This is a genomic window from Dyella tabacisoli (genome assembly GCF_003350925.1).
GTDB lineage: Bacteria > Pseudomonadota > Gammaproteobacteria > Xanthomonadales > Rhodanobacteraceae > Dyella_C > Dyella_C tabacisoli.
This window is the reverse complement of sequence record NZ_KZ857177.1, coordinates 87911-111796: the sequence shown is the minus strand read 5'-3', so window position 1 is coordinate 111796 and position 23886 is coordinate 87911. Positions and strand designations below refer to the sequence as shown.

Genomic DNA, 23886 nt, shown 5'->3' with positions numbered 1-23886 from the left:
GAAGGAACTTAGGGTTTTAAAGCTCTGACAGCGCCAATACAACATTGAAAGAACTTAGGGTTTAAAGCTCTAACGGCGCCAATACAACACCAAAGAAACTCAAAGCCTCAAAACCCCAGCCAACACCCATACATCAATACACACGCTTCTTCGGCGGCACCACCTCAACCTCATCGGTCATGGTGTACATATGCACCGGACGATAGTCGAAGCTCGCCTTGCCTGCGGCATCTACCGAAACCAGGGTGTGCTTCTGCCAATCGACGTCGTTGCGGTCAGGGAAATCTTCGCGCGCATGCGCGCCGCGACTCTCCGGGCGCTGCTCAGCCGAATACATCGTGGCGACCGCCTGATCGAGCAGGTTGGACAGCTCCAGCGTTTCGATCAAGTCGGAGTTCCACACCATCGAGCGGTCGCTGACGCCCACGTCTTTGAATGATTCGTGCACGGCGGAAATTTTCTGACAGCCTTCCTTGAGCGACTCGCCCGTACGGAACACGGCGGCATCAGACTGCATCGTGCGCTGCATTTCGGCACGGATCTTCGCCGTCGGCAGGCTACCCTTGGCGAAACGCAGACCGTCAAAGCGACCCAGTGCCTGATCCAGCACGCTGACCGGCAAATCTTTGTGCGGCGTATTCGGCTTGATGATTTCAGCGCAGCGATGCGATACCGCACGGCCGAACACCACCAGATCGAGTAGCGAGTTGGAGCCCAAGCGGTTCGCGCCGTGCACCGATACGCAAGCGGCCTCGCCGATAGCGAACAGGCCCGGCACCACCGCATCGACGTTATCGCCGCGTTTCTGCACGACTTCGCCGTGGTAATTGGTCGGGATGCCGCCCATGTTGTAGTGCACCGTCGGAATGACCGGAATCGGCTCCTTGGTCACATCCACACCGGCAAAAATACGCGCCGATTCGGCAATGCCCGGCAAGCGCTCGTGAATCACGTCAGCGCCCAGATGCATCAAGTTGATGTGGATATGATCCTTGTGTTCGCCGACGCCGCGGCCCTCGCGGATCTCCATCGTCATCGAGCGGCTGACCACGTCACGCGAAGCGAGATCCTTCGCATTCGGTGCATAGCGCTCCATAAAGCGTTCGCCGTTCGAGTTGGTGAGGTAACCACCCTCGCCGCGCACGCCTTCGGTAATCAGGCAACCCGCGCCGTAGATGCCGGTCGGGTGGAACTGCACGAACTCCATATCCTGCAACGCAAGGCCAGCGCGCAACACCATGCCGCCACCATCGCCGGTGCAGGTATGTGCCGAAGTAGCGCTGAAATAGGCACGGCCGTAGCCGCCGGTAGCCATCACTACCGCGTGACCACGGAAGAAATGCAGGGTGCCTTCGTTCATATCCATGGCAAGCACGCCACGGCAAACGCCTTCTTGATCGAAGATCAGGTCGATCGCGAAGTACTCGATAAAGAACGTGGCGTCATGCGCCAGCGCCTGCTGGTACAGCGTATGCAGAATGGCATGGCCGGTACGGTCGGCGGCGGCGCAGGTGCGCTGCGCAGTGCCTTTACCGTAATGCGTCGTCATGCCGCCAAACGGACGCTGATAGATCTTGCCTTCCTCGGTCCGCGAGAACGGCACGCCGTAGTGCTCCAACTCGACAATCGCCGGGATCGCTTCGCGACACATGTACTCGATCGCGTCTTGGTCGCCGAGCCAGTCGGAACCCTTGATCGTGTCGTAGAAATGGAAGCGCCAATCGTCTTCGCCCATATTGCCGAGCGCGGCGGAGATACCGCCCTGCGCCGCGACGGTATGCGAACGGGTCGGGAACACTTTGGTAATACAGGCGGCCTTGAGGCCCTTTTCGGCCAGACCGAAGGTCGCGCGCAGACCTGCGCCACCGGCACCGACCACGATCACGTCGTATTTATGCTGTTGGATCTTGTAGCTTTCCATCGATCTCAGGCTCCCAGCGCCACGCGCAACACGGCCAGCACGCTCGCCAGCGCGCCGAGCACTGCGAGAAACTTGATAAGCACCAGCGAAACCACTTCCTTCCAGCGGGTGTGTACGTAATCTTCAATGACCACCTGCAGGCCGAGCGCGGCATGCCAGAACACCGCGATTGAGAAGGCAATCAGCAGGACCGCGTTCCACGGCTTGGCGATGGCGGCCTTCGCCGTGGCGTAATCAGCATGCAGTAAGCAGAGTACGGTCGCGACAAACCACACGCCAAGCACCACCAGGGCGGCGGCGGTGACGCGCTGAGTCCACCAGTGGCCGACACCCGACTGCGACGAGCCCAAGCCACGGGCGCGCTTCAACGGGTTTTGAAAGTCGGGTGCGCTCATGCGGCACCTCCCATGGTCAACACATAGGCCCAGACGATCGCCGTGAGCAACACGCTGACGATGATCGACAGCCAGCTCGAACGCACGAATTGCGGAATGGCGTAACCGGCGCCGGTGTCCTGGATCAAATGCCGGATACCGTTACATAGGTGATAGAACAACGCCCAGCTCCAGCCGAACAGCAAGACCAGCCCGACCGGACTACCCACGCAGACCTTGAACTGATTAAAACTTGCCTCGCCGCCGGCAAGGGCAAGCAGGCCCCACAGCACCATCAAGGTACCTACGGCCAAGGCCACGCCCGTAGCGCGATGCAGGATGGAAGTCACCATCTGCACTTGCCACTTATATATCTGTAGATGTGGAGAGAGTGGTCGTCGCGTGTCTGCCATGGCGGCTATCCTGAGTGGAATCGCTGATGCCCGAACCGTCTCGCCCCTGCCTTGCACACTGCCGACGCTTAAACGTCGGCGCGCGGCTACTCAGAAGTCGATACAGCGCCCATTTTTCTCCCAGTCGCCGTAGCGCGTGGGGTCGGGTGCCGGCCGCTCAACCGGAATCTGACTCGCCGGACCTTTAGGCACGACGACTTGCTCCGCTGGAACGGAAGCAGGTTTGGATTCAGGCTGCGAGGACGTATCGGACATGATTTTTGAAAGCCGCCGAAGCGTAATACCTGCGGCAAAGCAGCACAACCTTGACGACTGCCGCCCGGTCTGCATGCATGACACACTCGGCTCGCTTGTACTTGGCCTCCGGCACCCCAACTTCGACCCGGTATGACTACACATCACTCTGCCCAAACACTCTCGATCGAGGGCGCCGATGCCGTCGCCTTCGCGCACGCGCAGTTCAGTAGCGACGTTACTGCACTAGCTGTCGGCCAATGGCAATTCAGCGCCTGGCTCGATGCACAAGGCAGGGTGCGTGCATTGTTTCATCTGGCACGTCTTGCCGACGATAGCCTGCTGCTCTTGCTGCGCGGAGGGGTTGCCGCCGATATGGCCGATGCCCTGCGACGCTTCGTCTTTCGCTCGAAAGTGACGCTGCGCGCGCTTGAGCCGCGCACGCTGGGCACCGGCCCGGTGTTAGCTATGCATACTGTTCTTCACGATGAAGCGACACTTACCTTAGGTTGCGATACGCATAGCTTGATCGTTGGAGCCGCTAACGATAACCACTGGCGCTTGGCGCAACTACGCGCGGGCTGGCCATGGCTGCCGGCAGAAGTATTGAATGAGCTATTGCCGCCCGCTTTGTCGCTGTTGCGACTGCACGCAGTGGCCTTGGACAAAGGGTGTTATCCAGGACAAGAAATCGTTGCGCGACTGCACTACCGCGGCGGTAACAAGCGACATTTGCATTGTGTCGTTTTGTCGCAGGAGGCGCTTGCAGGCACTGCGCTTCGTCGCGACGAACGCGAAATTGCGCGCTTGCTCGACGTCGTAAAAATTGACGACAGCTTCGAAGCGCTTGCCGTTATCGCCGATGAAAGCGTGAATGCACAAAGCAGCAAAAACTTCCAAATCACCAGCGACGGCATGCACTTACAACTGCGCGAAAGCTGGCCCGCATGATTTTGCATTCATCATTTCATCACGTGCACCACGTAAACGAATGTGAGTGTGAAATGAATTTGAGCGACCCGGCACTTGCCAGTTACGAAAAGCACCACTAGCCTTCGCCGATCCAATTTGGAGGCACCCAAACCGGGTGCTGAACTACGCGACGAACCGGAAGGGTCCGGATCAGCGCGACCCGGTGAGAGATCACCGGAGTAGCCGCAGCCATGCGGAGTCATCGTTGCAGGCCATGAGTCGAGTCGACTTGAGATAGCGCCGCAACAAAAAAATTGAGCGGCGCCGGATCGCCGTTCAGTAGCCACGATCCCGTGGCAAAGCGTTCAGCCGCCGTTTGGGCCAAACGCTCCATCCAGGTGGAACGGCCTGCCCGCCCGTCCGCCGCAACTGCGCATAAGGCCAGCTATTTGCCTGACGCGTACTGCAAGTTGGAGGCAGATCAAAAATGAAGCTTTCTATGTTGATGTGGCTGGCATCCGTGCTCCCGCAACCCCTCGCTGACCAGACCTGCCTGGCAACGACGGTATATCTTGAGGCACGCAGTGAACCAGCTAACGGGCAATTTGCCGTAGCCGAGGTTGCTCTCCGTCGTCGCGAACGTGGCCTATGGGGCGACACCGTATGTGAGGTGGTCAAGTCGCCGCGCCAGTTCGCCATCACTACAGCACCGCACAGTTTCGACATCACGAATTTGGATGCTTTTAACAAGGCTTGGAAAATCGCCGGCGAGTCGATCAACAATTGGTCACTGCCGATTGCAGAGCGTCGCTTGCTGGTACCCAATGCCGATCACTTCGCCACCGTTGACGTCGCACCCAACTGGTCGCGCAACCGACCAGGCACCACGATCGGCGAACACACGTTCTATCGCGTAAACTGATCGCATCATCAAAACGAAAAAGCCCCTCTTTCGAGGGGCTTTTTTTTGGACATCTAGACGTCTATTGAATAAACGACTTATCAGCGAAGGATTACCTGGTCGCCGCTCACCTCGACGTAATCGCCTTGCCGAACGCGCGGGTCATCGCGCTGCGTCACGTTGACGTACTGGCCGTTGTCCAGCCGCACGCTTACCCGATAGGCAACACCGCCACCGCCCTTGCCGACCTGGTTACCCACCACGCCACCGACGACGGCACCGGCGACAGTCGCCGCCTTGCGGCCATTGCCTCTGCCGACCTGATTGCCGAGCAAACCACCGGCCACTGCACCGATGACCGTGCCCAGGGTGCCGTCGTTGCCGCCCTGCGTCTCCACTTGCTGCACGTCCTGCACCACGCCGCAACTCTGACAACGATAACGATCGCCATAGCCACCTTGACCATAGCCACCTTGAGACGAGTTCTGATAGCGGCCCTGATTGCCGTAGTCGCGACCGCGCTCATAAGGTGTGGCGCATCCGACCAGACTCATACTGCCTGCGACCAAGGCAGCCAGTGCGAGCTTGTTGCTTAGCTTGTTCATTGAGAAACCTCAGCGCGCGTCGGAAACCGAGACCACACCTTCCTGCACCTGCACGCGATCACCCGGATCATGATCCATCCGCACGGTACGGGTGACGCCGTTGTATTCGTAGCGCACGTCATAGGCGACGATCTTGTTGGGGTCGCCCTTGTTCACCGTGCTGCAATGGTGCTCCACGGTCGAGGTGACCCGGCCCTGCTGATGGCTCTCCTCGATCTTCTTGCCCGCATAGCCGCCGCCTAGTGCGCCGGCCACGGTCGCCAAGGTGCGTCCCTTGCCGCCACCGACCTGGTTACCAAGCAAGCCGCCCGCCACCGCGCCGATCGCCATACCCGCGATCTGGTGCTGGTCAGCCGGAGGCGCTGTGTGATTGACTACCTCGTCCCGACAAACCCGCTGCGGGTCACTGGCGCTCCCGCGCACAGGATCAACACTAACCACGCGGCCGTACTTCGCCCCGTTGTCGCCGGGCATCGACGTAGGCGCAGCGCCGGCAGTGGGCGATGCACCGGCGCCAGCACTGGCTTCCCGGTTGCAGGCCGACAAGCCCATCGCCAGCGTCGCCGCGATTCCCACATAAAGCGCATTGACCATCAACTTATTCATCGCGGACTTATTCATCACGGACCTCCTCTGCTAGTTTGCGATCGCGCCGGCCACTGCATGCTCTACACAGTGAGGCCCCCTTTTGCGCGAACCGTCTGAGCGCTATTGAACATGGATCAAACTGAATAAGAGCCAGACCAATCCAGCATCGATCATTAACGATAAATACCAACATCTCAGGATGTGATGAGAATCCGCTATCGACCGCCATGTACGCCTCATGACCACCAGGCAACCCGATATGTATGCGTTAGTTGACAGTCATGTACACCTGGACGACCTGAGCTTTGAGGTCGATCGCGACGCCGTTTTGGCGCGCGGGAGGGCGGCGGGCGTGATCGCCCAGATCCTGCCCGGAGTCGATGCCGCAAGCTGGCCACGCATTCAGCAATGCTGCGAAACCCACCGCGACCTCTACCCGGCCTACGGGCTGCATCCGATGTTTATTGCGCAACATCGCCCCGAACACCTCGACATGCTCGCGGATCGATTGCGCAGTCACCGCCCGGTCGCCCTTGGCGAGATCGGCCTGGATTTCTATATCGAAGATCTGCCGGCCGAACCGCAACGGCATTATTTTTCACGCCAGCTCGAACTGGCGCGCGAGTTCGACTTACCGGTGATTGTCCATGCGCGCCGGGCACTTGAAGAAGTCACCCTGATGTTGCGGCGCATCGGCGGGCTGCGCGGGGTCGTGCACAGCTTTTCAGGTAGCGCCGAACAGGCGCGCCAGCTTTGGCAGCTAGGCTTCCATCTTGGCATCGGCGGCCCGGTGACCTACGAGCGGGCGCAGCGGCTACGCCAAATCGTCGCGCAGATGCCGCTGCAATTTTTGCTGCTGGAAACCGACGCGCCGGATCAGCCCGATGCCGCACATCGCGGTCAACGCAATGAGCCGGCGCGCATCGTCGAGGTGCTGCAAAGCGTCGCCCAATTGCGCAACGAGGACCCGCACGCGCTGGCAGACGCGACAACCGCCAATGCCCGTAAGCTCTTTGGCTTGGGCTGAAGCCCGAAGTATCTGCAAGAAATATTTCATCTTCGGGCACTTGCCCAGTTCGAGTTAAATCGTTATCGTTTTATTTCACTGGTGAAATATGCGCTGATGAAATGACTCGCCTGACCGCCTGTATCGACATGATGGATGAGGGTATCGGCCGCGTTAAAGCGGTCGTGCCCGAGCTTCCCGCAGCCGATGTCGTACTCACACGTCTATTGCTGATGGTCAGCGGCTGCCTGCAGGAAGAGGTAGAGCGCAAACTCAAGCCGTACAAGCTCAACGACAGCGACTTCCGTACCCTGGTGATTCTTTTCAGCCGCGCCGACGGCAGCTCGACACCTGGGGAGCTTTGCGATTTCACCGCGCAAGGCGCGACCAACATGACGCGCATTACCAACGCCCTGGTCAAGCGCGGATTGATTACGCGCGGCACCAGCGCAGAAGATCGGCGCCGCGTGGTGATTCGAATCACACCCGATGGCCGCCGCTTTGTACGAAAGATGCTGCCGCCCATGTTCCCCCGCGTAAGCGCCGCATATATCGGCTTCAGCGATGCGGATAAACGCAACCTCGATCGGCTGCTGCGCAAGGTTGCCGTCAATCTCGATCAATTGAACGCCGACGTTCAATCATGAAGACATCCCCATGAAAGAAGTCCCCATGAAGCATGCCCCGCACTATGGCCGCTGGACCTTGGTCGCAGCACTCGCCGTTGCACTGATCGGCTGCTCGATCCCTACCAAACTGGAACGGGCACAGCTACGCGACGATGTGCCGCTGGCCGGCTTGCAAACATCAGCGCGTGCCGGCTGGCCGGACGCCGAATGGTGGCGTATCTACCAGGATCCGCAGCTCGATACGCTCATAGCGCTGGCGATGAAGCAGTCGCCCGATCTTGCTCAAGCGCATAGCCGCGTATTGAATGCCGAGCAAAGTGTGCGCCTGACTTCGGCGCAAATGGGCTTGAGTATCAACGGCAGCGCACAGGTGACGCGCCAGCGCTTGAGCGAACACGGCTTGATGCCGCCAGCGTTCCTTGGTTTCACCTGGTACAACCAGGCCGACCTCGGTGTGCAGTTTCAATATGACTTTGACTGGTGGGGCAAGAAGCGTGCCTCGATCGAGGCCGCACTGGATCAAGCGCGCTCCGCTGAAGCACAGCGCAGCGCCGCCGCACTGACCATTCAGAACGCCGTCGCCGACACCTATTTCGGCTGGCAGGCCGATCAGTCGCGCCTGACGCTCGCAGCGCAAGCCGTCGCCAATCAAGAAAAACTGGTGCGCATCGCCGAACTACGGGTGCGTCAAGGCGTCGATCTGGCCGATACCACGCAGCAGGCCAAAGCCCAGTTGGCCGCGACGCGGCAGTTGCAGGTCACCATCGACAGCTCAGGACAAATTCGCAAGGTAGCGCTGGCCGCCCTGCTCGGCATAGCGCCGGATCAATTACCTCCGTTGCAACCGCGCGCATTGCCCGAGGTTCGCAGCGGCATACCTGCCGATGCGCGATTGGACCTGATCGCCCGCCGCCCCGATATCGCAGCAAGCCGCTGGCAAGTGGAGTCAGCGCTACGGCAGACCGACGCCGCACGCGCGCAGTTCTTTCCTGACATCAGCATCACTGCCCTGGTCGGCCTGTCCAGTACCAACCAGGGCGCGCCCTCGTTGCCCGGCCTGTCGGCAGGCGGTGGCGGCGGTGATCTTGGCAATCTGTTCTCCAGCGGCAGCCGGGTCTTGTCGCTGACTCCGGCCTTGCATCTGCCGATTTTTGAAAGCGGCCGACTGCAAGCGAACTACGGCGTCAGCCGCGCGCAACTCGATGCCGCGGTGGCTCAATACAACGGCACGGTGGTGAATGCGGCGCGCGAGGTTTCGAGCCAGGCGCTAGGGGCCGAACAACTTGTTGCGCAACGCAAGGAACAAGCCCTGCAGCTCGCCGCCAATGAACGCTTGTTGGCAAGCGCGCAGGCCCGTTCGCGCCAAGGCGTGCGCGACGCCCGTGAAGGGCTGGCAGCCACTGCGCAATGGCTGCAGCAAAAAGACAATGCGGTCAGCTTGCATGCACAGGCGCTGTCTACCGACCTCTCTCTGATTAAGGCCTTGGGTGGCGGCTATCGCCTGTCCTCTGAAGCCGTCGATTCCTCTTCCACGCATTCAAGCACCACCGGAGACGCCGACCATGAGCGCCACTGAATCCACCCTTCCATCGCAGAACGGGAACGACAGCGGCCTGGCCGCCAAAGATCCACCCAAGCGCCGCCGCGCCCTGTTGCTGGTGACCCTGCTCTTCCTCGCGGCCGGCCTGGTGTGGCTGCTGCTGTGGTGGTTTGTATTATCGCTACGCGAAAAGACCGACAACGCCTATGTGGGTGGCAACCAGGTGGCCATCTCGGCCCAGGTTCCCGGCACGGTGGTGGCGATCCTTACTGACGACACCCAACGCGTCGAGGCCGGCCAGGTCTTGGTGAAACTCGATAGCACCGATGCTGATGTACGTCTGCGCCAGGCGCGCAGCGCACTTGCCCAGGCCGTGCGTCAAGTTCGTCAGCAGACCAGTTCGGCCAGCGGTGCCGATGCGCAGGTGGTCTCGACACGTCTGGAGCTGAAAAAATCCGAGGCCGATCTGCAGCGCCGCCTGCCGTTGATTGCCGAGCAGGCCGAATCACCGGAAATTGTGCAGCATCTGCGCGATGGCGTGGAGCAAGCCCGTGCCGCCGTTGCTGCCGCCGAGGCGCAAGCCGCTGCCGCACATGCTTCGATCGAAGGCACCGAGATCGCCACCAATCCGGCGGTGGAACAGGCTCGCGCCAACTTCCGTGCCGCCTGGGTGGCAGCGCAACGCAATGCGATCTATGCGCCGGTTTCGGGCTACGTCGCCCAACGCAGCGTGCAGCTCGGCAATAGCGTGCAACCCGGCCAGCAACTGATGACGGTGGTGCCGCTGCATGATCTGTGGATCGACGCCAACTTCAAAGAGAACCAGCTTCGCCATATCCGCATCGGCCAGCCGGCAAAGATTGTCACCGACGTCTACGGCAGTGGCGCCGAATATCACGGCAAGGTCATCGGCCTTGGCGCCGGTACCGGCAGTGTTTTCTCGTTGCTGCCGGCGCAAAACGCCACCGGCAACTGGATCAAGGTCGTGCAGCGTGTACCGGTGCGCATTGCCCTGGACAACAAGGATCTGGACCAGCATCCGCTGCGCATCGGCCTGTCCACCGAGGTCACTGTCGACATCACTGACGACAAAGGGCCGGTATTGGCACCCAATTCCACCCAGCAGCCCGCAGCCGAGACCACGGTGTACGAGCAAATGGCGAGCAAGGCGGATGCGGAAGCCGAGCAGATCATTCAAGCGAATTTAAACGGCGGTCGCAGCGAGAAGTGACACGACGGGGCGTTGGCGGCGGGAAATGGCAAACGTACAGCCACCAATCCAACGCCCCGCCTCACTTCAGCTCCATTCCCGCTTTGCATCGCCTGCCATCACCGGATCCCATCCATGGCCACCACGCCTAACGACGCCGTACCGCTAAAGCCGCTGCAAGGCGGTGCGCTGGTACTGCTGACCATCGCCGTTGCATTCAGCACCTTCATGGAAGTGCTGGACATGACCATCGTCAACGTGGCGGTGCCGCATATCGCCGGCAGCCTGGGCGTAAGCCCGAGTGAAGGCACCTGGACGATCAGCTCCTACGCTTTGGCCAGCGCCATCATGCAGCCGCTCACCGGCTGGCTGGCGCGGCGCTTCGGCGAGGTACGCACCTTTGTCGCCTCGGTCTTTCTGTTCGTGGTTTTCTCGATGCTGTGCGGCCTGGCCAGCAGCATGCCGATGCTGGTGCTCTGCCGCCTGCTGCAAGGCGCCGGCTCCGGTCCGATGGTGGCGCTGTCACTGACCCTGCTGCTATCGAGCTATCCCAAGGCCAAACAAGGTATCGCCCTGGCGCTTTGGGCAATGACGGTGGTGGTGGCGCCCATCTTCGGCCCGATCCTCGGCGGCGTGCTGACGGACAACCTCTCCTGGCCGTGGATTTTCTATATCAACGTGCCAGTCGGTGCACTGGCTGGGGTCATTACCTGGGGACTTCTGCACAAACGCGAGACCAAGACGTTCAAGACGCCGATCGACATCATCGGGCTGACCTTGCTGGTGGTAGGCGTAGGCGCGCTGCAGTTCATGCTGGACAATGGCAACGACCACGATTGGTTCGCCTCGCCGATGATTACCGTACTCGGCATCACCGCCCTGATCTGCCTGACCTTTCTTATCGTGTGGGAAATACACGCCAAACACCCGGTAGTGGATCTCTCGCTATTCAAACAACGTAACTTCACCATCGGCGTCACCGCGTTATCGCTAGGCATGATGGCGTTCTTCGGCATCAATGTGGTGTTCCCGCTGTGGCTGCAAACCACCCTGGGCTACACCGCGACCTGGGCCGGCCTGGCCAGTGCCCCGGTAGGCGTACTCGCCTTTCTGATGGCGCCGGTGATCGGCGCGAATATTCAGCGACTGGAATTGCGCGCCGTCGTTACCTTCGCTTTCATGATTTTCGCTGGCACCTCGTTCTGGTTCGCCAGTTTCGACAGCTCGGCCTCGTTCGCCACCCTGGTGTTGCCGCGCTTCATCATGGGCATCGGCATCGCCTGCTTCTTCATTCCGCTTAACCAGATCTACTTGTCGGGGCTGCCGGCATCGGAAATCGCCAGCGCCTCCGGCCTGGCCAATTTCTGCCGCACCCTGGGCTCCAGCGTATCGACCGCCGCCACGGTGACACTGTGGCAGCACCGTGGCGAATATCACCATGCAACGCTTACCGAAAACATCAGCCCGGCCCAACCCGCCGCGACCAGCTTCCTGCAACAACTCACCCATTCGGGCATGTCATCGAAGCAGGCGCTGAGCATGGTCGATCAATTGCTTACGCGAGAAGCACTGACCCTGGCGGTAAACGATGTGTTCTGGGTTTGCGCGGTGCTGTTCCTGCTGCTGATTCCGATGCTGTGGCTGGCCAGGCCGCCGTTCGGCAGCGCCGGTGGCGCGACCGGGCATTAAAGTCGGCCATTAAAGTCGGCACCAGATTGCTGCACCCCTCGGTGCAGCAAAATTTGCGCTAGGCGGCTGGTGCAGCGCAATACCTTCTGCTAGTTTGTGTCGCATGGCACAAACTAAGCGCACTATCAAGAAGTATCCGAACCGTCGCCTTTATGACACGGAAATCTCCAGCTACATCACCCTGGAGGAGGTCCGTCAATTGGTGCTGGACAACGAAAACTTCGAGGTCCGCGACGCCAAGAGCGGCGAAGATCTCACTCGCTCCGTATTGCTGCAGATCATCTCTGAGCACGAGGAAAAAGGGCAGCCGATGCTGTCCCCGCAACTGCTCAGCCAGATCATCCGCTTTTATGGCGACTCGCTGCAGGGCTTCATGGGGCCGTATCTGGAGCGCAGCCTGCAAGTGTTCCTGGATCAGCAGCAGCAGTTCCGCACCCAGCTCAATACCATGCTTGGGCAGACCCCGTGGTCGATGCTCAATGAGCTGACCGAGCGCAACATGGAAGCCTGGAAGTCGATGCAGCGTGGCTTGCTCGATACCGCCACGCAGGCTATCCCAACGCCCCCTCGCGGCGGCAAAAAACCCGGCTGAGCAACACTTTCAAGCACGCCAAGAGCTTGTCTAAACATTGCAGTACAACATGTGCTGCCGTGCGGCAGGATCGCGTAAGCCATTCTGCTGCATAGCGCTGGGGTCAGCGTGCGACCAAGCCGGTAAATAGTTTGGGTTTCCCCCTTGCGCAAATCCCCGCGCATGCGGAACAGTGCTCCGATGTAATCGACGGAACACCTGATGTCGCAGCAGACGCAGCAAACGATCACTCTCATTGGTGGCGGCCTGGTCGGCGCCCTGCTTGCCCAGCAACTGGCTCAACGCGGCTTTATCGTCGACGTCTACGAGAAGCGCCCCGATCCGCGCCACGCCGGATTCAGCGGCGGTCGCTCGATCAATCTGGCCCTGGCCGAACGCGGCCTGCAAGCATTACGCACCGCTGGACTGGCGCAAGACGTATTGCAACGCGCGGTGATGATGCGTGGCCGCATGGTGCATACCCCGGACGGCCGCTCCGGCCTGCAGCGCTATGGCGTGGACGACAGCGAGGTGATCTGGTCGGTCTCCCGCGGCGCCTTGAACATGTTGCTGCTGGACGCCGCCGAGACCGCCGGTGTGCGCTTTCATTTCGGCCAATCGCTGGTCGACGCGGATTTCAATGCGCGGCGCATCCGGCTGGCCGATGAACATGGGATAGAGCGCAGCATCGACGCCAAGGTCTTGATCGGTGCCGACGGTGCCGGCTCGGCACTACGCGCGGCGATGAATGCCTACGCGCCACTGGGTGAGCGGGTCGAATCGCTCGGCCATGCGTACAAGGAGCTGGAAATACCCCCTGCCGGCGAACTATCAAGCGACCGCCTGCACGATAGCGGCGGTCACGACCAGTTCGCGTTGGAGCCGCATGCGCTGCATATCTGGCCGCGCGGCGGTTATATGTGCATTGCGCTACCCAATACCGAGGGCAGCTTCACCGTCACTCTGTTTCTGCCTGCGCAGGGGGCGCCGCCGAGCTTCGCCCAACTACCGGACGCCGCCCATGCGGCGGCCTTCTTCCGTGAGGAATTTCCCGATCTGCTGCCGCTGATCCCGCGCTTCGCCGAGGATTACGACAGTCACCCGGTCGGTAGTCTGTCTACGCTCTATCTGGATCGCTGGCACCTCGACGGCCGTGCCTTGCTGATCGGCGACGCGGCGCATGCCATCGTGCCATTCCACGGCCAAGGCATGAATTGCGGCTTCGAAGACACCGTGACATTGGCTGCCTTGCTGGCCGAGTCGCCGCAAGATACCGCCGAGGTATTCGCCGAGTTCCAGCGCATCCGCCAGCCCAATGCCTATGCGATCGCGACCATGGCGCTGGAGAACTATGTCGAAATGCGCGACTCGGTGGCCGATCCGCATTATCTGGCCAAACGTGAACTCGGTGCCCTGCTGGCCGAGCGGGTGCCGCAACATTTCATGGCGCGCTACCGCATGGTCACCTTCACCCATCTGCCCTACGCCTATGCGCTGGAGCGCGGCCGCGCGCAGGATCAATTGCTGCAGCAGTTGCTGCAAGGATCGACCGACGCCAGTAGCGTCGATCTGGATGCCGCCATCGCCACCGTGCAATCCACTTTGCCGCCGCTGCCCAACTTGCGAAATGGATAAACCCCCGCTCGCTGCGTCCCGGCCCACCCATGATCGATCCCCCCTACCGGCGGCAGTGCGCCGCATGGACAAGCCTGGCAAGCATTGCGGACAATCGCCCGGATGACTGCCGCCACCGCAACGGCTCCGCTTCTGCTCGAAGCGCGGGCTCTGTCTTTTTATCGCCAGGACGAACCCGTGTTCGGTCCGTTGGACTTTCGCCTGCATGCCGGCGAAGTGGCCTTGGTCGAGGGCGACAACGGCAGCGGCAAAACCACGTTGCTGCGCGTACTGGCCGGCTTGCTGCATCTGGACGAAGGTGAGCTGCGTTGGCGCGGCTCGTCTTGGCAACGCGACAGCTACAGCGGAGACATCCTCTTCCTCGGTCACCACCTGGGCTTGAAGGCTGATCTCAGCACTCGTGAGAATCTGGCCGTAGCCATCGGCCTCTATGGTCAACGCGCTGGCGGCAATATCGCGCGTGTCTTGGCGGAAATCGGCCTGAGCGGCTACGAAGACGAACCGGTACGCAGGCTTTCCGCCGGGCAGAAAAAACGCGCCGCGCTGACCCGCCTGCTTTTGCTGCCGGCCACCCTATGGCTGCTCGATGAGCCCTATGCCAATCTCGACCGCACCGGCATCGAACTGGTGAACCACCTGCTCGAACAACATACGGCGCGCGGCGGCGCGGCCCTGGTCACCAGCCATGGTGCGGTGAGTTTTCTCAGTGGCGAGCCCAAGCGGATTCGAATGCATGGCTAAGCTCGCACTTCATGCACATAAACCCCTCTCTATCCCTCCCCGGCAAACTAGGGAGTGGATAGCAGCATGAGCAGCGCACCGCTCTCCATCGCCTGTGCTGCCTTGCTCCGCCGCGACCTGACCCTGGCCTGGCGCCGCCGCGGCGATATCGCCATGCCGGTGTTGTACGCATTGATCGTCACCACCTTGTTTCCCTTCGCACTGGGGCCGGAAGACGCACTGCTGCAGCGAATCGCCGGTGGCGTGGTACTGGTTACGGTGCTGCTGGCGATGCTGCTGGCCCTTGATGCCATGTTCCGCAGCGATATCGAAGACGGTTCGCTGGAACAACTGGTACTGGCGCCGCAGCCGCTGGCGCTGATGCTCGGCATGAAAATTCTTGCGCATTGGCTGGCTACCGCGTTGCCGTTGATTCTGGCTGCGCCGCTATTGGCCGGCATGTTGCACCTGCCCGCGCCAGTGATGCCGGTGTTGCTGCTGGCGCTCCTGTTGGCCACACCGCTACTAAGCCTGCTTGGCGCCGTGCTGGTGGCCCTCACGGCCGGCACTCGGCGCTCTGGTATGCTGCTGGCCTTGATGCTGCTGCCCCTATGCGTGCCAGTGGTGATCTTCGCCGCCGGTGCGGTCGCAGCGGCTCAACAGGGGTTGCCATGGCTTGCACCGATCGCTTGGCTGGGTGCCGCACTCGCACTGGCCCTGGTGCTTGCCCCGTTGGCTTGCGCCGCCGCCCTTCGTATTGCTCTGGACGCATGAGGCCCCATGGCTAACTGGATACCACTCTGGTTGCACAAGCTCGGCTCACCGCCGATCTTTTATCGCTTTGCCGGCGTCTTGCGCCCTTGGATGCTAGCGCTTGCCGTACTGCTTGGCGCCGTCGCACTGTACGGCGGCCTGGTGCTGGCACCGCCCGACTACCAGCAAAGCGACGCTTATCGAATCATCTTTATCCACGTACCCAGCGCCTGGATGAGCTTGTTCATCTATGGCGTGATGGCCGTCGCCTCGTTTATCGCCCTGGTGTGGCGAATCAAGCTGGCCGAAGTGGTGGCAATGGAATCGGCGCCGATCGGTGCGGCCTTCACCTTTATCACCCTGGTGACCGGTTCGCTATGGGGCAAACCGATGTGGGGGACCTGGTGGACTTGGGACGCCCGGCTCACCTCGGAATTGGTGCTGCTGTTTCTGTATCTGGGCGTGATCGGCCTGTATCACTCGTTCGAGGATCGCCGCCAAGGCGCGCGCGCAGCGGCGTTTCTCGCCATTATCGGCATCATCAACGTGCCGATCGTGCATTTTTCGGTCAACTGGTGGAACACCCTGCATCAGGGTTCGACCGTGCGCATTCTGGGCCCATCCAAGATGAGCGGCGACATGTTGTGGCCATTGCTGACGATGATGGCGGCTACCAAGTTCTATTACCTCGCCAGCCTGTTCAGCCGCGTGCGCGTTGACCTGCTGGCGATGGAAAGCGGCAAAGACTGGGTGCGCCAGATCGCCGAGCGCGAGGGGCGCCAATGAGCGGGCTGTCTTTGAGCGGGTTCTTTGCGATGGGCGGTTACGCCGCCTATATCTGGCCTGCCTACGCGGTGTTCTTTATCGTGTTGATCGCCGACTTCATCGCGCCCTCGCTACGCCGTCGCCGCAATCTGTGCGAACTACGCACACGCCTGGCCCGTCAAGCCGCACGCGCCACCCGCACTCCGCCAGCTTCGCCTTGAAGCCGGCCGCAACGAGCAAACCATGAACCCCACCCGTAAACGCCGACTCACCATCGTACTTTTGATTCTCGCGGCGGCGGCCGTGGCGATCGGCCTGACGGTGTTCGCGCTGCAGCAGAACATGAATTACTTGTTCACGCCGAGCCAGATCCAAGCCGGCGCAGCCAACAGTTACAAGACCTTTCGTCTTGGCGGCATGGTCAAGGCCGGCTCGATCCAGCGCAGCAGTGACTCGCTCAAGGTCACCTTCACCGTGATCGATGCCAACGGCAAGATGCCGGTCGAATACACCGGCATCCTTCCCGACCTGTTTCGCGATAACCAATCGGTGATCGCCGCCGGCCATATGGACAGCGCCCGTTTCATCGCCACCGAAGTGCTGGCCAAGCATGACGAAACCTATATGCCGAAAGAGCTGAAAGACGCGATGGCCAAGGCGCATGAGGGCAAAAAAGTCGATGAAGCCGAGCATGCAGCCGCCGACATGGGGAGTCGATAAAACCGCCATGTCCCATCGCCTGTCGTCTCAGCCGAACGCATCTGCCATGCCCATCGCAAGCAGACTCGCTATTTTCACGTCCCTCTTCCCGATTCCCGCCCAATGATCCCCGAACTCGGCCAACTCGCCCTCATTCTCGCCCTGCTCCTGGCTATGACGCAGAGCGTCTTGCCGCTGCTCGGCGCCTGGCGCGACAACCGCGCGTTGATGGCGGTGGCGCGCCCGGCGGCAGCCGGCCAGGCGGTGTTCGTGGCGTTGGCTTTCGGCATTCTCACCTGGGCCTTTGTGCAGTTCGACTTCTCGGTGCGCTACGTCGCCGACAACTCCAATCTGGCCTTGCCCTGGTATTACCGCGTCGCGGCGGTATGGGGCGCGCACGAAGGTTCGCTGCTGCTGTGGATCTTCATTCTCAATCTATGGACGGTTGCCCTGGCTGCATTCAGCAGGCACCTGCCCGAGGTATTCGTAGCGCGTGTATTGGGTGTTTTAGGCCTGGTTGCGGTCGGTTTTCTCGCCTTCATCATCTTCACCTCCAATCCGTTTGGCCGTCTGTTGCCGATGCCGCCGGACGGTGGCGATTTGAACCCGGTGTTGCAAGATCCCGGCATGACCTTCCATCCGCCCGTGCTGTACATGGGCTATGTCGGCTTCTCGGTAGCGTTCGCGTTCTCCATCGCCGCCCTGCTCGGCGGCGAGCTGGAGCTGGCCTGGGTACGCTGGGCGCGGCCTTGGACCAATATCGCCTGGGGTTTTCTCTCGGCCGGCATCGTCGCAGGTAGCTGGTGGGCCTATGCGGAGCTGGGCTGGGGTGGCTGGTGGTTCTGGGATCCGGTAGAAAACGCCAGCTTTATGCCCTGGCTGGTCGGCGCCGCCCTGGTACATGCACAGGCCGTGACCGAAAAGCGCGGTTCATTACGCGCGTGGACTATCTTGCTGTCGATTTTTGCTTTTTCGCTATCGCTGCTGGGCACCTTCCTGGTGCGCTCAGGCGTGCTCACTTCGGTACATGCCTTCGCCTCTGACCCGAGACGCGGCGTGTTCATTCTGTGCTTCCTGGTCATCGTGGTGGGCGGCTCGCTGCTGCTCTATGCGCTGCGTGCACCCAAAGTCGCGGGTGGCAAACCATTCGCTGTCGTTTCGCGCGAAACCGCCATCCTGATCGGCAACCTGATGTTCACTGTTGCGGCGGCGATGGTGCTGCTCGGCACCTTGTTTCCGTTGATTGGTGATGCGCTCAACCTGGGCAAGATTTCAGTCGGCCCACCCTATTTCGGTTTTCTATTCACCTTGCTGATGCTGCCGGTAGTGTTGCTGATGCCGTTCGGCCCGTTCCTGCGCTGGGGCAAAAGCGACTCGCCGCCGCTGAAGCGTGTCTTGCTACGCGCCGGCATCGCGGCTGTGGCGTGCGCGATCGTCGCGGCCTTTGTGACCGATGGCCAGGGCAAGGCCATCGCTGGGGTAGCTGCGGCCGTTTGGTGCGGCTTCGGCACCCTGCTCTATGTATTCAAGCGCTGGCGCGAAATGCCGCGCGGTCGTCGCTACCCGGCTGAAATGGCTGGCATGTTGCTGGCGCATTTCGGCCTCGGCGTGTTTCTCGCCGGCGTGTTGTTGACCGAATCGCTGAGTGTCGAGCGCGACGTGCGTCTGGCGCCCGGCCAGACCGAAAACGTCGGCGGTTACGATTTCCGCTTCGACGGCGTGCATGAAGCAGCGGGTCCCAACTGGAGCGCCGATCAAGGTGTCGTGACGGTCTCCAAACACGGTCGCAAGATCGCGGTGATGCACCCGCAGAAGCGCACCTACACACGCGGCCAGGTACAAACCGCATCGGCGATCGATGCAGGGTTCACCCGCGATCTGTACGTGGCCTTGGGCGAGCCGATGGATCCGAAAAACGTCGAAGGCGCCTGGGCGCTACGGCTTTATCACAAACCGTTTGTGCGCTGGATCTGGGGCGGTGGCCTGCTGATGATGCTGGGTGGCTTTGTTAGCGCGGGCGAACGTCGCTTTCGCGCCAGCCGCGTCGATGAGAAGGCCACGACCCAAGCGATACCTGCGATCGCCACGCAGGAGGCGCACGCATGAACCGGCTGTTGCCGTTCTTTGGTTTTCTGTTGTTGGTCGCACTGCTCGGTTTCGGCATTTGGTGGAACACCCAGCACGACCAACGCGAAGTACCCTCGCCGCTCATCAACAAACCAGCGCCGGCCTTCGCGCTACCCACCCTGGATGCTCCCGACAATACGGTGAGCAAAGCATCCATGCTGGGCAAACCGTATCTCATCAATGTGTTCGCTAGCTGGTGCGTCGCCTGCGGCGAAGAGCATCCCGTCTTGATGAGCGAAGCATCGCAACTGGGTGTGCCCCTGGTCGGCTACAACTACAAAGATGCGCCGGACGAGGCCAAGGCCTGGCTGGAAAAACACGGCAATCCATACAGCCTGATTATTGTCGACCGCGAAGGGCGCACCGCGATCGACTTCGGGGTTTACGGCGCACCGGAAAGCTTTCTGGTCGATAGCAAAGGCGTGATCCGCTACAAGCGCATTGGCCCGCTGACGCCCGCCGTGATCGAAAAAGAGCTGAAGCCAGCCATTGCCGTGCTGGCCAAAGAGGTGCAGCCGTGACCGGCCGGAAAACGCTGCTGGCTTTTCGCACGCAGAGCGCGCTTCTCCTGTTATTGATGTTATTTGCCGGCGCGCTGTTTGCTCAGGCGATCGAACCGCTGCCGTTCAAGAATCACACTGAAGAGGTTCGCTTCCAGCATCTGACCCGCGAATTACGCTGTCTGGTCTGCCAGAACGAGAATCTGGCCGACTCTAATGCCGATCTTGCTCGCGACCTTCGCCGCGAAGTGTTCGAGCAAATGCAGGCGGGCAAGAACGACGCTCAGATCAAGCAATATCTGGTCGACCGCTATTCCGATTTCGTACTGTACGACCCGCCGGTAAAACCCGGCACGTGGCTGCTGTGGTTTGGCCCACTGCTGATTCTGCTCGCCGGCGCCACGGTCGTAGTCATTACCGTGCGCAAACGCAGCCGTGCCGGTGCACCTGCCGAATCGACGGACAGCGCGTCGATCAATGAAGAGGACGACTGGTGAAGCTTGCTTTTTATCTTGCTGCCGCGGCGATGATCGCCACGGCGCTGGCACTGCTGTTGCTACCGCTGATACGCCATGGCCGTCGACTTGGCCGGCCGCGCAGTGTGTTCGTGATCGCCCTGCTGGTTGCCTTCGCCTTGCCGCTGGCGACGGTAGGCCTGTACCTCAAGATCGGTACGCCGGTAGCTCTTAACGGCGTGATCTCACCGCCGCAGGAGTCACCGTTCGATATCGATCAGGCGGTGGCTGAAATGCGCGACCACTTGGCGCAAAAGCCCGATGACCTGCAAGGCTGGATGTTGCTCGCACAGACCTATGGCGCTATGCGGCGCCCCGGCGATGCTCGCGATGCCTATGACCAGGCATTGCGCCTCGATGCCAACAACACGACCGCGATGATCGGCTGGGCCGAGGCCGATTCGATGAAGCGCGATGACCATCGCATTGATGGCCGTTCGCGCGAATTATTGGAGCAAGCCGTAAAGCTGGAGCCCAATAGTCAACGCGCCCTGTGGCTGCTCGGTATCAGCGATTTTCAACAAGAGCACTTCGCGGATGCCGCAGCTACCTGGCGGCGTCTACTACCGCTATTGGAACCTGGCTCTAACGTCGCCAAATCGGTCGCCCAGCAAATCGCCCTTGCCGATGCGCGCGCAGGCGCGACTGCGGCCCCCGCCGAAGCCACGCAAACCGCGATGGCAACGCCTGCCTTGCAAGTACAGGTGGCACTCGCCCCCGCACTCAAGGACAAGCTCGGCGCAGGCGATACCCTGTTTATCTACGCGCGTGCCGAACAAGGCCCGCCGATGCCACTAGCCGTTGTGCGGATGCAGGCCGACGCACTGCCAGCCACCGTTACGCTGACAGATGCAATGGCAATGACACCCCAACTCAAGCTCTCGTCGGTACCGCGTGTCTTCGTCGGCGCGCGTATCAGCAAGAGCGGCCAACCGATCGCCCAACCCGGCGACCTGGAAGGCAATGCCGGGGTGATCGACGTGAACAGCAAGACTCCCATCAAGATCAGTATCGACAAGGTTCATTGATGAACGACGCCCGCCGCTACTGCCCCCTGCCGTCCCCCTTTGCGATGAAGCGCGGCGGCGATCTGCGCGGCGCCCACGTCGCCTACGAAACCTGGGGCGAATTGAGCGGCGCGCGCGACAATGCGGTCCTCATCCTTACCGGCCTGTCACCGAGCGCGCATGCCACGTCGAGCGCGGACGATCCCGCTCCGGGCTGGTGGGAGGCGATGATCGGCCCAGGCAAGGCCATCGACACCCAGCGCTGGTTCGTCATCTGCGTGAACTCATTGGGCAGCGACAAAGGCTCGACGTGCCCCGCCTCGATCGATCCCGCCACCGGCGAAGCGTATCGACTGAGCTTTCCCGAGCTGGCGCTCGAAGATGTCGCCAACGCTGCCCATATTGCCGTCACCAGCCTGGGTATCGAACGACTGGCCTGCCTGATCGGCTGCTCCATGGGTGGCATGAGCGCGCTGGCTTATATGCTGCTGCACCCCGGCAGCGTTCGCACGCATATCAGCGTGGATACCGCGCCGCAGGCGCAGCCGTTCGCCATCGCGATCCGCTCGCTGCAACGTGAGGCGATCCGGCTCGATCCACACTGGAACGAAGGCCACTACGACAACACGCGCTATCCCGACACCGGCATGAGCATTGCGCGCAAATTGGGCGTCATCACTTACCGCTCGGCCATGGAATGGAATGGCCGCTTCGCGCGCATCCGCCTCGATGCCGAAGAACGCGACGAAGGGCCCTTCGGGCGCGAGTTCGAGGTCGAGTCCTATCTGGAAGGCCACGCGCAACGCTTTGTGCGCAATTTCGACCCCAACAGCTACCTCTACCTGTCACGTGCCAGCGATTGGTTCGATATCGCCGAATACGGCCACGGCAGCGTGCTCGAAGGCCTAAAGCTCATCCACATCGAGCAAGCCATGGTGATCGGCGTCAGCACCGACATTTTGTTTCCGCTGGAGCAGCAGGAGCAGATCGCCGAGGGCTTGCGGGCTGCCGGAGCGGCCGTTGAATTCGTCGCCCTCAATTCACCACAGGGACACGACGCCTTCCTGGTCGATATCGACAACTACAGCCGTGCCATCGGCGGCTTTCTGAATCGCCTTTGAGCAGCAGACATCCCCCTCACGACCACACTGCTAAGATGCATCAGCAATAAGCACACGAGAACACCATGTCTACTCTCGAATTTCCCGGTTATCGCAAGCTGATCGACACCATCGACGCCGCGGTAGCCGAAGGCTCCACCCACGCCATTACCGATAGCCTGCGTCATGGCCTGTGCCAGTTGATTCGCAGTAAAGAGGTGCTCTTGCCCGACTGCGTGTTCGAAGCCGCTGCCGATCACTACGCCCGACGCGAGCTATATCACAGCGAAGAACACGGTTATTGCGTGGTAGCGATGACCTGGGGGCCAGGCCAAGGCACCCCTATCCACGACCATTCGGGCATGTGGTGCGTCGAAGGCGTCTGGAGCGGCGAGCTTGAGGTGGTGCAGTACCAGCAGCTCAACGACAAAGACGGACAGTGGCGCTTCCAACCGGTCGGCTCGATCCAGGCCGGCCCCGGCTCGGCCGGCAGCCTGATCCCGCCGCACGAATATCACACCATCCGCAATCCCAGCACCGACGCGATCGCCGTCAGCCTGCATATTTACTCGGGCCAGATGACCCAATGCGCCGTGTTCAAGCCGCTGGAAGAAAATCTTTGCTATGAACGCCAAGAACGCAAATTAGGTCTCGACCCGATCCATTGAACCGTGCATAATGCGCGGCTTGAATGCCGGTGTGGCGGAATGGTAGACGCGGTGGACTCAAAATCCACTGGCAGCGATGTCGTGTAGGTTCGAGTCCTATCACCGGTACCAAGTAAGGGTCGGCCGTACCAGCCAGACCCGTGAAAACACAAAAGCCCGCCTAACCGCGGGCTTTTTCATGTCTGAAGCTAACGGTATTTGGCGGTATTTCCGGCGATATCCATAAACAAAAGGGCCAGCCCCGATAGATGGCTGGCCCTAGACGATCGAGAAGATCAGGTTTGAGAAGATCAGGCTTGCGAATCGGTAGCTTGCGAATCGGCGTTGTTCGACTCGGCCTCGCCCTCTTCCTTCTTTTCGACTAATGACTCAAGCGCGCCAGCGCCCTTGAACCCGGCAACAGCAGCAAGGCCTTTGGTCAGCAGGCCGGCGTTCGGATCAAGCTTTTCAGCAGCCTCGACAGCAGCCACTGCACCTACGACTTCACCCAAGGTATCCAGAATTCCCATGACGACCTCTACGTTGATTGGAGGTCGAAGCATGCTGCCGCCGTGATTACTGCCCAATGAATATGGCCGCAGGTTGTTTCGTAAAAATTTGGTGGTGCAACTGAAAAATCACCGCACAAAAAAAAGCGCCCCATAGGAGGCGCCAAAGTTGGGTGATCGGGGGCGACCACCCAGGGGGCATGCTCGGGGCCAGAGCCTTCCGGATGAGTGCATCGTCAAAGGATGCAAGTCAGGATGGTTCCCGAGCAGGGCTATTACGCGCGTTTTCGCATCAATGTTCTGTAGGCAGATGCCT

27 protein-coding genes and 1 tRNA gene are annotated in these 23886 nt (G+C 60.9%); 21 read left to right on the top strand and 7 right to left on the bottom strand.

The window, feature by feature from the left end; translation table 11 throughout:
- Nucleotides 1–133: 133 nt before the first annotated feature.
- From sdhA to DVJ77_RS12370, 4 genes are all read right to left on the bottom strand, one after another.
- Nucleotides 134–1921: a succinate dehydrogenase flavoprotein subunit gene (sdhA, locus tag DVJ77_RS12385; protein WP_114845833.1), complete on the bottom strand. Its 1788-nt coding sequence runs from the start codon at nt 1919–1921 to the stop codon at nt 134–136.
- A 5-nt stretch (nt 1922–1926) separates the two neighbouring features.
- Nucleotides 1927–2316: a succinate dehydrogenase, hydrophobic membrane anchor protein gene (sdhD, locus tag DVJ77_RS12380; RefSeq protein ID WP_114845832.1), complete on the bottom strand. Its 390-nt coding sequence runs from the start codon at nt 2314–2316 to the stop codon at nt 1927–1929.
- On the bottom strand, nt 2313–2708 hold the full coding sequence (gene sdhC, locus DVJ77_RS12375) for a succinate dehydrogenase, cytochrome b556 subunit (RefSeq protein ID WP_114845831.1): 396 nt from the start codon (nt 2706–2708) through the stop codon (nt 2313–2315). Before sdhC ends, sdhD begins: the two co-directional genes overlap by 4 nt.
- Before the next feature lie 90 nt (nt 2709–2798).
- The gene (locus DVJ77_RS12370) at nt 2799–2963 is read right to left on the bottom strand and encodes a DUF1674 domain-containing protein (protein ID WP_114846096.1); all 165 of its coding nucleotides are present in this window, start codon (nt 2961–2963) and stop codon (nt 2799–2801) included.
- 132 nt (nt 2964–3095) lie between these two features.
- Between DVJ77_RS12370 and ygfZ the strand changes: the two genes are divergently transcribed.
- Together ygfZ and DVJ77_RS12360 are read left to right on the top strand one after the other, a co-directional pair.
- The gene (gene ygfZ, locus DVJ77_RS12365) at nt 3096–3893 is read left to right on the top strand and encodes a CAF17-like 4Fe-4S cluster assembly/insertion protein YgfZ (RefSeq protein ID WP_114845830.1); all 798 of its coding nucleotides are present in this window, start codon (nt 3096–3098) and stop codon (nt 3891–3893) included.
- A 448-nt stretch (nt 3894–4341) separates the two neighbouring features.
- Nucleotides 4342–4776: a cell wall hydrolase gene (locus DVJ77_RS12360; protein ID WP_114845829.1), complete on the top strand. Its 435-nt coding sequence runs from the start codon at nt 4342–4344 to the stop codon at nt 4774–4776.
- Between the two features lie 80 nt (nt 4777–4856).
- Here DVJ77_RS12360 and DVJ77_RS12355 read toward each other — a convergent pair whose 3' ends face one another.
- Entirely contained in the window at nt 4857–5360 is a 504-nt protein-coding gene (locus DVJ77_RS12355) for an outer membrane lipoprotein (protein ID WP_114845828.1), read from the bottom strand.
- 9 nt (nt 5361–5369) lie between these two features.
- The gene (locus tag DVJ77_RS12350; RefSeq protein WP_114846095.1) at nt 5370–5966 is read right to left on the bottom strand and encodes a glycine zipper 2TM domain-containing protein; all 597 of its coding nucleotides are present in this window, start codon (nt 5964–5966) and stop codon (nt 5370–5372) included.
- A 220-nt stretch (nt 5967–6186) separates the two neighbouring features.
- On the opposite strand from DVJ77_RS12350, the gene DVJ77_RS12345 reads away from it, so the two are divergent.
- The 19 genes from DVJ77_RS12345 (at nt 6187) to DVJ77_RS12255 (ending at nt 23193) form a co-directional block, all read left to right on the top strand.
- The gene (locus DVJ77_RS12345; protein ID WP_225427976.1) at nt 6187–6975 is read left to right on the top strand and encodes a TatD family hydrolase; all 789 of its coding nucleotides are present in this window, start codon (nt 6187–6189) and stop codon (nt 6973–6975) included.
- 101 nt (nt 6976–7076) lie between these two features.
- Entirely contained in the window at nt 7077–7601 is a 525-nt protein-coding gene (locus DVJ77_RS12340) for a MarR family winged helix-turn-helix transcriptional regulator (RefSeq protein WP_114845826.1), read from the top strand.
- A 10-nt stretch (nt 7602–7611) separates the two neighbouring features.
- Nucleotides 7612–9159: an efflux transporter outer membrane subunit gene (locus DVJ77_RS12335; protein ID WP_225427975.1), complete on the top strand. Its 1548-nt coding sequence runs from the start codon at nt 7612–7614 to the stop codon at nt 9157–9159.
- The gene (locus DVJ77_RS12330; RefSeq protein ID WP_114845824.1) at nt 9146–10354 is read left to right on the top strand and encodes an HlyD/EmrA/EmrK family protein; all 1209 of its coding nucleotides are present in this window, start codon (nt 9146–9148) and stop codon (nt 10352–10354) included. The genes DVJ77_RS12335 and DVJ77_RS12330 overlap by 14 nt, the downstream gene beginning before the upstream one ends.
- A 114-nt stretch (nt 10355–10468) precedes the next feature.
- The gene (locus DVJ77_RS12325; RefSeq protein ID WP_114845823.1) at nt 10469–12022 is read left to right on the top strand and encodes a DHA2 family efflux MFS transporter permease subunit; all 1554 of its coding nucleotides are present in this window, start codon (nt 10469–10471) and stop codon (nt 12020–12022) included.
- A gap of 103 nt (nt 12023–12125) precedes the next feature.
- On the top strand, nt 12126–12614 hold the full coding sequence (phaR, locus tag DVJ77_RS12320) for a polyhydroxyalkanoate synthesis repressor PhaR (protein ID WP_114845822.1): 489 nt from the start codon (nt 12126–12128) through the stop codon (nt 12612–12614).
- A 201-nt stretch (nt 12615–12815) separates the two neighbouring features.
- Complete coding sequence (locus tag DVJ77_RS12315) at nt 12816–14228, top strand: FAD-dependent oxidoreductase (protein WP_114845821.1); 1413 nt, start codon at nt 12816–12818, stop codon at nt 14226–14228.
- Nucleotides 14229–14330: 102 nt separating this feature from the next.
- Nucleotides 14331–14969, top strand: a complete 639-nt coding sequence (gene ccmA, locus DVJ77_RS12310) for a cytochrome c biogenesis heme-transporting ATPase CcmA (RefSeq protein WP_114845820.1) — start codon at nt 14331–14333, stop codon at nt 14967–14969.
- A 66-nt stretch (nt 14970–15035) separates the two neighbouring features.
- Nucleotides 15036–15722, top strand: a complete 687-nt coding sequence (ccmB, locus tag DVJ77_RS12305; protein ID WP_114845819.1) for a heme exporter protein CcmB — start codon at nt 15036–15038, stop codon at nt 15720–15722.
- Nucleotides 15723–15728: 6 nt separating this feature from the next.
- Nucleotides 15729–16487: a heme ABC transporter permease gene (locus DVJ77_RS12300; protein WP_114845818.1), complete on the top strand. Its 759-nt coding sequence runs from the start codon at nt 15729–15731 to the stop codon at nt 16485–16487.
- The gene (ccmD, locus tag DVJ77_RS12295) at nt 16484–16687 is read left to right on the top strand and encodes a heme exporter protein CcmD (protein WP_114845817.1); all 204 of its coding nucleotides are present in this window, start codon (nt 16484–16486) and stop codon (nt 16685–16687) included. Before DVJ77_RS12300 ends, ccmD begins: the two co-directional genes overlap by 4 nt.
- A 22-nt stretch (nt 16688–16709) precedes the next feature.
- Nucleotides 16710–17186, top strand: coding sequence for a cytochrome c maturation protein CcmE (gene ccmE / locus DVJ77_RS12290; RefSeq protein ID WP_114845816.1), 477 nt, complete (start codon nt 16710–16712; stop codon nt 17184–17186).
- Between the two features lie 102 nt (nt 17187–17288).
- Nucleotides 17289–19271, top strand: coding sequence for a heme lyase CcmF/NrfE family subunit (locus tag DVJ77_RS12285; protein ID WP_114845815.1), 1983 nt, complete (start codon nt 17289–17291; stop codon nt 19269–19271).
- The gene (locus DVJ77_RS12280) at nt 19268–19813 is read left to right on the top strand and encodes a DsbE family thiol:disulfide interchange protein (RefSeq protein ID WP_114845814.1); all 546 of its coding nucleotides are present in this window, start codon (nt 19268–19270) and stop codon (nt 19811–19813) included. The genes DVJ77_RS12285 and DVJ77_RS12280 overlap by 4 nt, the downstream gene beginning before the upstream one ends.
- A 56-nt stretch (nt 19814–19869) precedes the next feature.
- Nucleotides 19870–20289 (top strand): cytochrome c-type biogenesis protein, encoded by a 420-nt coding sequence (locus tag DVJ77_RS12275; RefSeq protein ID WP_114846094.1) that lies wholly within the window; start codon nt 19870–19872, stop codon nt 20287–20289.
- On the top strand, nt 20286–21335 hold the full coding sequence (locus DVJ77_RS12270; protein WP_114845813.1) for a tetratricopeptide repeat protein: 1050 nt from the start codon (nt 20286–20288) through the stop codon (nt 21333–21335). Before DVJ77_RS12275 ends, DVJ77_RS12270 begins: the two co-directional genes overlap by 4 nt.
- A complete protein-coding gene (gene metX / locus DVJ77_RS12265; RefSeq protein ID WP_114845812.1) occupies nt 21335–22435 on the top strand; it encodes a homoserine O-acetyltransferase MetX in 1101 nt (366 codons plus the stop codon). The genes DVJ77_RS12270 and metX overlap by 1 nt, the downstream gene beginning before the upstream one ends.
- A 65-nt stretch (nt 22436–22500) precedes the next feature.
- Nucleotides 22501–23082, top strand: coding sequence for a cysteine dioxygenase family protein (locus DVJ77_RS12260; protein ID WP_114845811.1), 582 nt, complete (start codon nt 22501–22503; stop codon nt 23080–23082).
- Between the two features lie 25 nt (nt 23083–23107).
- A tRNA-Leu gene (locus DVJ77_RS12255) sits at nt 23108–23193 on the top strand.
- A gap of 179 nt (nt 23194–23372) precedes the next feature.
- Here the strand turns inward: DVJ77_RS12255 and DVJ77_RS12250 are convergent.
- Nucleotides 23373–23624, bottom strand: a complete 252-nt coding sequence (locus DVJ77_RS12250) for a hypothetical protein (protein ID WP_225427974.1) — start codon at nt 23622–23624, stop codon at nt 23373–23375.
- Between the last annotated feature and the right edge of the window lie 262 nt (nt 23625–23886).